This is a genomic window from Nitrospinota bacterium (genome assembly GCA_029881495.1).
In the GTDB taxonomy this organism is placed as follows: domain Bacteria; phylum Nitrospinota_A; class UBA7883; order JACRGQ01; family JACRGQ01; genus JAOUMJ01.
The window spans coordinates 1-7668 of the sequence record JAOUMJ010000047.1 but is presented as its reverse complement, the minus strand read 5'-3'; the positions used below and the strand labels follow the sequence as shown (position 1 = coordinate 7668).

Genomic DNA, 7668 nt, shown 5'->3' with positions numbered 1-7668 from the left:
GGTCGTCGTCGTTGACCGCCGCCTCTCCGGTGGTCGGCGCGTCATATACATCCCAGAGGAACGCGGCGACAGACAGCTCGTTATCCGCGCTTATGGAAAGGGGCATATTAAAAAGACCTATCCCGAAAATGATTAGTGCTTCATCGAGAGCTGGGGGAGTAACCATAGAGACCGTTCCCCCAGTTGCCACGCCAGCACCGGAAAGAGTGTAGTCGGTATTTTCTACCTGGGGTATCTTGACCCCTAAGGCATCAACAAGTATTACATGCACGTTACTGTTATCAGGGAATTTAAATAAGGTATTAAAGTTAGTAGTTGCCCCGTTTCCTTTGTATTTTTCGATGGCTGTGGTACCTGGGGTTTCAATCTCAAGGCTGGTTCTGGGGGTTGTACCATCCGTATCAAGATAATATTCAGGATACGGCAACCCGTTCTCCGCTTTTATCAGCCCCTGGAAAAATGAGGCCCACCCCTCCGACCATGCGAGCCTCAGGTCGTAATGTCCGTTAAAGGAGTGCGGTCCTCCATCGGAGTTGTCCTGGGAATAGACTGCGGCGACGTAATGCCCCATTTCGTGAAGGAGGACAGAGTCGTCATATTCGTCCGGATCGCTGGTCGTACCGAGAATTTGGATAGTATGTTGTCCTGAATTTATATCCTTTGAGTACGATGTTCCAGATGAATTCCCTACTTGCCAGTAAGCGACCAGTTCTTCAGTAGGCTTTGTAGAGAAACTGTTCGCGACTATCTGTGCATTCAGTATGTTGTCGAGAATGTTGAACGCAGGGCCGGCGTTATCTGCGCCGGTGCAGAGGTTGATAGTCCAGGCTTCGCCAGCGGAAATTGTTTTAGCAACCGATGCAACTGAATATTGAGACTTGTCTGTATAAAGAACCTTTCCGTTGTAGCGACTGTTAAGTTGCGCAAGTATCCGCACGTATGCAATTCCGCCGGCGTAGGTGAAAGTGACGATGTAGTCTCCGGCACCGTCGGTTGAGGTGGTGGCGAGAATATTACCGCTGCTTCTTTCGACTATTTCCACAACGGCATACCTGATGGGGAGGAGGTTTGTTCCTAGATATGTAGTTGGGCTGAAGACCTTGTCAACGTACTCCGCATGCCCGATGATGGTTACGGTCCCTGCAGAGCTGGTACTTGTGACAGCAGGCGCGGGTGTGCTGCATATCTGGTTTGTAACGGTCGGGGCCGCGGCATATCGGCTCTCGGAAATGGTTGAGTACGGCGATTCCATTTTCGGCGCGTTCTTGTATGTATATGTCGGCGTCTGCGAGGCGTGAACTATCGATTCGCATGTCATCAGCTTGCCGTTCGGGGCAACCTTTACCGGGTCTGGCTCCTTGGCGCATCCGAATGCGAATGCGGCGAGATATACGGATAAGAGTATCCCTTTTAATTTCATCAGTGGATTTCCCGGACGCCTGAGGTCAGCGAGCCTTTTCCTTGTGAAGCATGTTTGTTGATATTCTTCTGCAAATTTTCATCTCTTTTCAGTTTACCTCATATTTTTCGGACTTCGCCAGAACATATCCTTCATTTCGCCGGCGCGGCGAAAATTTGAACGGCGTTCTCTTGCCGCGAAGCATCCCGATTTCGAGCTTTTGCTGTAGCGTGGTGATTATGCGTTCATCACCTGATAGAATATTATGCAGTACCAGGCAGCGGGAAAAAAGAATTTTTTGAGGGGGAAAAGTAATTTGAAAGTGACATATCTGGGGCATAGCGCATTCCTGGTCGAAGGTGGCGGAGCAAGGATCGTAATTGATCCGTTTCTTACCGGTCAGGGTAACGCTCCGGTACAACCGGTCAACCTGAAGGTTTCCCACATAATAGTGACACATGCTCACGGCGACCATATTGGCGACGCTGTGGAGATAGCGAAAACGAACGACGCGACGATCATCGCCAATCACGAGGTCGGCAATCTTTGCAGTGCGAAGGGGTGCAAGACGCATACGATGCATATCGGCGGGAGCCATGATTTTGATTTTGGAAAGGTGAAGCTCACGATAGCCCATCACGGATCGAGCCATGTCACCGCGGATGGCATCCAGTGCGGCGGGGTTCCGTGCGGGATACTGCTGACGATAGACGGCAAGACGCTTTATCACTCCGGGGATACCGGGCTGTTCCTTGACATGAAACTCATAGGCGAGATGAACAGTATCGATCTGGCGCTTCTCCCGATAGGGGACAATTTCACGATGGGGATAGACGACGCCGTAAAGGCGGTAGAGTTTCTTAATCCGAAGCTGGCTGTGCCGATGCACTACAACACGTTTCCGGTAATAGAGGCCGATCCGAACGAGTTCGTTAAAAAAGTGAAGGGCGTCGGAAAGAAGGCAAAGGTTGTCGGATACGGGGAGTCGATAGAGGTTTAAAAAGCCGCCGGCCCATTCCGCGCTAGACTGCCGATCTACAGAATAAGCATTGCGTCGCCGTACGAGTAGAAGCGGTATTCCAGTTTTACGGCTTCCCGATAGGCGTTCATTATGTTTTCCCTCCCGGCGAAAGCCGATACCAGTATAAGAAGCGATGAGCCGGGGAGGTGGAAGTTGGTAAGCAGTCCGTCCACCAGGCCGAACTTGAATCCGGGGCGTATATAAAGGTCCGTTTCTCCGAAAAAACCTCCCCCTTTCAATGACGCGGCTTCAATGGCGCGCGTGGCGGTGGAACCTACCGCAATGATCCGTTTGCCACTTTTTTTTGATTCGACAAGTTCATCATAGAGTTCCTGCGGGACTTCCGCGTACTCCGGGTCCATTTTGTGTTTTGAGATGTCGTCTGCCGAAACGGGGCGGAATGTTCCCGGCCCTACATGGAGGCAGATCCTGCGGATGATGTTCCCTCTTTCTTCAAGTTTTTTAAGGATGCTGTCGGTGAAGTGCAGTCCGGCTGTCGGCGCGGCGCATGAGCCGGGCTTTTCAGCGAAGACTGTCTGGTACCTCTCCCTGTCATCCGGTTCGTCATCTCTTCCGATGTATGGCGGGATAGGGATATGTCCATTTTCATTCAGCCAGCTTTCCAGCGGTTTGCCGGAGAGGTTAAGGGAGAAGATGCCGAAATCGTTTTCTCTTTCGATGAATGTTGCGTGAAGACTGTTTGGAAAAGTTATCACATCTCCCGGCCTAAGTTTTCTCAGCCCCTTTACCAATCCCCTGGTCTTTCCCTTATTGTCGATCTGCGTGGCAAGGATTTCAATATCGGCCCCCTTGCCGGTCTTGCCAAGGAGCCTTGACGGGATGACCCTGGTTTCGTTTATCACGAAAACATTTTCCCCTCCCGCGATATCGGGGAGCTCGGAGAAAACATGGTGTGACGCTCGCCCGGTACGACGGTCGATGAGCATCAGTCTGGAAGCATCCCTCTCTCTTGCGGGGTATCTCGCGATCCTTTCATCAGGGAGGGTGTAAATGTAATCGGAAAGATTGTCAGAAATGGCTATTTCTCCAGGAAGGTAAATTCGGTCGGTGAAATTTCGGTGCCTGGGTAGTAGTGAGAGAGTATATCTGTATATCCAAAATCTTTGCTGGCCATCTCCTTTGCGCCCCATTGGCACAGGCCAACCCCATGCCCGTATCCCCTGCCGCTGAGCGTAATGGTATTGCCCGATTTCCTTATACGGAACCATGTGCTTTTTATTCTGGTGGTTCCAACCGCTCGACGGAACTCGGTCGCCTTCAGGGTCTTGACCCCGGTGAGTGTATGGATGTTGAGATTATGAATTCTTCCCGATGATGTAAAGCCCGATGCCGAAACGTTGATTATATTTCCGACGCGGTAGCCGTTCCTTGCGAGAATGTCCTCCAGTTCGTCCAGGCCGATGGTCTCCTTCCAGCTCGAATAGGGCGAATTCTTTGCGTAGGTGCAGCTTACCCCCTTGAGGTAGGGAACTTCTTCCCCCGCGAAAACCTCCATGCCGCTTTCGGTGCGGGTGCTGCTGGTCGAGTGATAGTATGCCTTTACGATACGGTTGTTGTATTTAAGAGCCATCCCCTTGGTAAGGTAGACTGCGACGCTTGTCCTCTCGTTTTCACTATTCATGCCGCCATAAACCTGGTCGCCAACTGTCGCCACAACGTCATGGTAGATTGACGGCTCTTTTCTTGATTCTTCTATCCTGTACAAGGTGTACGTCCGGGAGGCTATCGCCTGAGCCTTTAAAGCCTCCATCGGCCATTCGGCGGGCATTTCCGAAGGGACAACCCCGAAAAGGTAGTCGTCTATATCGACATTGTTTACAAGTTTTACGGTACTGCCATTACCCGCATGAACAGTGAAGTTGCCGCGATATTTTTTCCCGGCAAAGGAGAGGGTTCCGATTCTTGTTTCGATCTTCACAACGGATGAGGGGAATAGAAGTTTGTTCACCATCAGGCCCCGCGAGTTTTTCCTGATGTCGGCGGATTTGATGTTCCCTGCGGCGATCTTTTTACCGCTTGAAAGGTCGGTCAGTATCAGGGTGTCATCCGAGGAAATTTTTATGGAGTCTTTTGATTCTGAAAGGAGCACGCGTACCATGTCGGCGTCGTTTACGGGGGAAGGGGGCGCGATATTTTTCTCGCGCAATTTTTTTATCGCCTCCACATCGATGTCCTTGACCGGGAAACCGGTCTCTTTCTCCGGCGGATAGGCGTTTTTAACAGGCACTTCAGCGGAAGCTCCTGTTGAAAGGAGCGCCACCAATGCAAAAGCCGCCATTGGAGGCGTATTGACGGGGCTCTTCACTTCCTTCCTATGAAAGAGAATAGGATGGTGAGGATAACGGAGATGAGTATGCTTGTCCCCAGCGGTAAGTAGAAGCTGAAATTTTCCCTCTTTATATTGATATCGCCGGGGAGTTTTCCCAGGAACGGCACTCTGTCGGAAAGAAGAAGTAGCGCGCCGAAAAGTGCGATTGCGATCCCGGCAAACAGGAGCACCTTTCCCAAGCCTGCAAATTCACTCATCTTCATCGGCAAAATTGGCCAGTTGCACGACGGCAACCTCGCCTGTCTGGCCCGTTTCCTCGGCGTCCTCGCCGAAAACTTTTGCTATTCCCGCGTACGAATGGTTTTTGCATCCCTGGTAGCTGTTTCTTTTCTCAAGTTCACCGCTTATCTCGGTAAGCATTTTCTTTTTGTCCTTTGTCCATTCGGGCAATACGTTACTGCTGGAAGTTTCGCTGATAAGCCTTCGGAGGACGATATTCGGAGGGAGTATCTCAATGAAGTCGCAGACAGTTGAAATGTACTCTTCGCGCGAAAGGAGTTTCAGCTCTCCTTTCGCGAGGGCGTCTGCAAAAGGGGAGTTTCCAGGGAAGAGAAAATGCTGAATGTTCACTCCATTGACCATCAGCCGGGAGGCTTCTTTCATGGTCTCTCTCATCATCTCGGCGGTTTCGCCCGGCAGGCCGAGCACCACATGAGGCGAGACCCGCAGATCCTTTCGCAGCAATTTGGTGATGGTTTCCATCGCCTCTTGCGTGGTAAACGGCAGTCCGAGCTTTTTAAGCGTCGAGTCATGAGCGGTAACAAATCCTGTCTCCACCCACAGGTAGATATGCTCGGAGACATAACTGAGGAACTTGATTATTTCGTTATCCAGCGAGTCAATTCTCACGGTTACGTTTATCCCTATAACCTCGTTATCCTGCATGGAGTTTTCCACCGCTTTTTTCAGCGCATCAAGGCTTATGGAGTTGTTTGAATATGTATGAAAATGGATTATGAACTTTCCGTATTTGAACTTTTGCCGTATCCTCTCCTTGGCCCTTGATATCTGTTCTTCCACCGGCGGGACGGCATCCGCTGGCTGGTTGGTCTCGCACGGTTTTCCGGGGCAGAGGATGTATTCTTTTTCTGCGCCGCCCTGACCGGCAATGTTGCCCGGTATATATATGTTCATCCTGTTTACTCTCTCGCCGAAAGTATTCTTCAGGAATCTTCCAAGCGAATTGAATCTTTCTTCAAGCATTTATTTCTCCGTAATTTTTTCAGTTAAGCGGCATCCATTGTATTCTTATATTCATTCAGTTTGTTCCGCAAAGTGCGGATGGATATGCCGAGAAGTTCCGCCGCCCTGGTGCGGTTGTTGTTAACGTTTTCAAGCGTTCCAAGGATAAGCCTTTTTTCCATGGCGTCCAGGGTCCCTGTCGATACATCCTCACTCTGTTTCTTTTCCGCTTCAGGTTCCTGCGCTGGGCTTTCCGCCTGCTCCGGCGTCAGGAAGAGGTCGTCCGGCATGATCGTTTCTCCCCTGCATAGTAGCACGGCGCGCTCCATAACATTTTCCAGTTCCCTGACGTTTCCTCTCCACCTGAATTTTTTAAACAGTTCCATCGTCTCGGGCGAAACCCCGGTAACCTTTTTCCCCGATTCAGCGGAAAACTTTTCAGTGAAGTTGTTGACGAGGAGTTCCAGGTCATCGGGTCTTTCACGGAGCGGAGGAATTACGAGCGGTATCACATTCAGCCGGAAGTAGAGGTCTTCGCGGAACTTGCCTTCGGCGATCGCCCCTTCTATATTCCTGTTTGTCGTGGCAACCACGCGGACGTCGATCGGCACAGGGGCGGCGCCGCCGACCCGGTCTATCTCTTTTTCCTGCAGAACGCGAAGGAGCTTTGCCTGCAGTTCGGTCTGCATTTCGGTAATCTCATCAAGGAGGATTGTCCCTTTTTCGGCAAGCTCGAATTTCCCCGTCTTTCTTGCTATCGCTCCCGTGAAGGATCCTTTCTCATGCCCGAAAAGTTCGCTCTCAAGGAGGGACTCCGGCAGGGCGGCGCAGTTCACGGCGACAAACGGCCCGGTGCGCCCGCTCTTGTCATGTATGAGCCTTGCGAACAACTCCTTTCCCGTGCCGCTCTCCCCCTGTATAAGGAACGATGCGTTTGAATTAGCCGTTCGGTCTACGATGTCAAGAAGCGCGAATATCTTCGGGCTCTTCGCGATGATGGGCCTTGAGTTTCCGCTACGCGTGGCTGAGATCCGTTTTACAGGCTGAACCCGGTTTAGCTGTCCCCCTTTTTCGCTTAAAATTCTTGAGATTGAATTCTCAAGGATATCCGAGGAGAAAGGCTTCAAGATGTAATCGCTTGCGCCGGCTCTAATGGCTTCCACGGAAGTCTCGACCGAGCCGTATGCGGTCATCATTATTACGGGGAGTTCCGGCGAAACTTCCTTGATCTTTGCCAGGAGCTCAATACCGCCCATATTAGGCATTTTGATGTCAGATATAACAAGGTCAAAACGGTCTGCCTCGACTTTCCTCAGACCATCCTCGCCATCTGTTGCCGTTTCGGTGGAGAGGCCAAGCCTTGCAAGGGCTTCCGAAAGGGCGGCCCGCATATCTTCATCGTCGTCAACTACAAGGACACGGTTCTTACTGTCCATATTCATCTATCCCAGCCGGTTTGTCATTTGAGGTCTGCGTTATCCCTGTTCCGGCATCAGGGCCGGAACAGGCGTTCACTGATTCTATATTATAGTCAGCTTCTCATCCAGTCCCGGAAAAACAAATGATTTTATCGGTTTTAAAGAGTCGGATAGGTATTATCATTGATATTACGATGATATTTGGACACATTTCAGTCACATACGCCGCCGGGAAGATTATAGAGAAAAGGGCGCCATTCATATCTTTCACCGGGCTTCTGCTGTTTGGAGCGGTGCT

The 7668-nt window shown here is 50.9% G+C and carries 7 protein-coding genes; 1 reads left to right on the top strand and 6 read right to left on the bottom strand.

Annotated elements, in window-relative coordinates; genetic code table 11:
• The coding region (locus OEY64_12865; GenBank protein MDH5543839.1) for a hypothetical protein at positions 1–1420 on the bottom strand (1420 nt) is incomplete at its 3' end.
• Positions 1421–1715: 295 nt separating this feature from the next.
• Between OEY64_12865 and OEY64_12860 the strand changes: the two genes are divergently transcribed.
• On the top strand, positions 1716–2399 hold the full coding sequence (locus tag OEY64_12860; protein ID MDH5543838.1) for a metal-dependent hydrolase: 684 nt from the start codon (positions 1716–1718) through the stop codon (positions 2397–2399).
• Positions 2400–2434: 35 nt separating this feature from the next.
• Here the strand turns inward: OEY64_12860 and queA are convergent, their stop codons facing one another.
• The 5 genes from queA to OEY64_12835 are packed head-to-tail and all read right to left on the bottom strand — an operon-like array spanning position 2435 to position 7388.
• Positions 2435–3571 carry a tRNA preQ1(34) S-adenosylmethionine ribosyltransferase-isomerase QueA gene (queA, locus tag OEY64_12855; GenBank protein ID MDH5543837.1) on the bottom strand — a complete coding sequence of 379 codons (1137 nt, stop codon included), beginning with the start codon at positions 3569–3571 and terminating at the stop codon, positions 2435–2437.
• The gene (locus OEY64_12850) at positions 3460–4746 is read right to left on the bottom strand and encodes a SpoIID/LytB domain-containing protein (GenBank protein MDH5543836.1); all 1287 of its coding nucleotides are present in this window, start codon (positions 4744–4746) and stop codon (positions 3460–3462) included. The genes queA and OEY64_12850 overlap by 112 nt, the downstream gene beginning before the upstream one ends.
• Positions 4743–4967: a DUF2905 domain-containing protein gene (locus tag OEY64_12845; GenBank protein MDH5543835.1), complete on the bottom strand. Its 225-nt coding sequence runs from the start codon at positions 4965–4967 to the stop codon at positions 4743–4745. Before OEY64_12845 ends, OEY64_12850 begins: the two co-directional genes overlap by 4 nt.
• A complete protein-coding gene (locus OEY64_12840) occupies positions 4960–5973 on the bottom strand; it encodes a TIGR01212 family radical SAM protein (protein ID MDH5543834.1) in 1014 nt (337 codons plus the stop codon). The genes OEY64_12845 and OEY64_12840 overlap by 8 nt, the downstream gene beginning before the upstream one ends.
• Positions 5974–5996: 23 nt before the next feature.
• Positions 5997–7388, bottom strand: coding sequence for a sigma-54 dependent transcriptional regulator (locus tag OEY64_12835; protein ID MDH5543833.1), 1392 nt, complete (start codon positions 7386–7388; stop codon positions 5997–5999).
• Positions 7389–7668 lie beyond the last annotated feature (280 nt).

Excerpts from the sequence above, each read along its gene's own strand:
- queA (MDH5543837.1), bottom strand. The coding sequence starts at position 3,571 with ATGGGGCGCAAAGGAGATGGCCAGCAAAGATTTTGGATATACAGATAT.
- OEY64_12845 (MDH5543835.1), bottom strand. The coding sequence starts at position 4,967 with ATGAGTGAATTTGCAGGCTTGGGAAAGGTGCTCCTGTTTGCCGGGATC.
- OEY64_12840 (MDH5543834.1), bottom strand. The coding sequence starts at position 5,973 with ATGCTTGAAGAAAGATTCAATTCGCTTGGAAGATTCCTGAAGAATACT.
- OEY64_12835 (MDH5543833.1), bottom strand. The coding sequence starts at position 7,388 with ATGGACAGTAAGAACCGTGTCCTTGTAGTTGACGACGATGAAGATATG.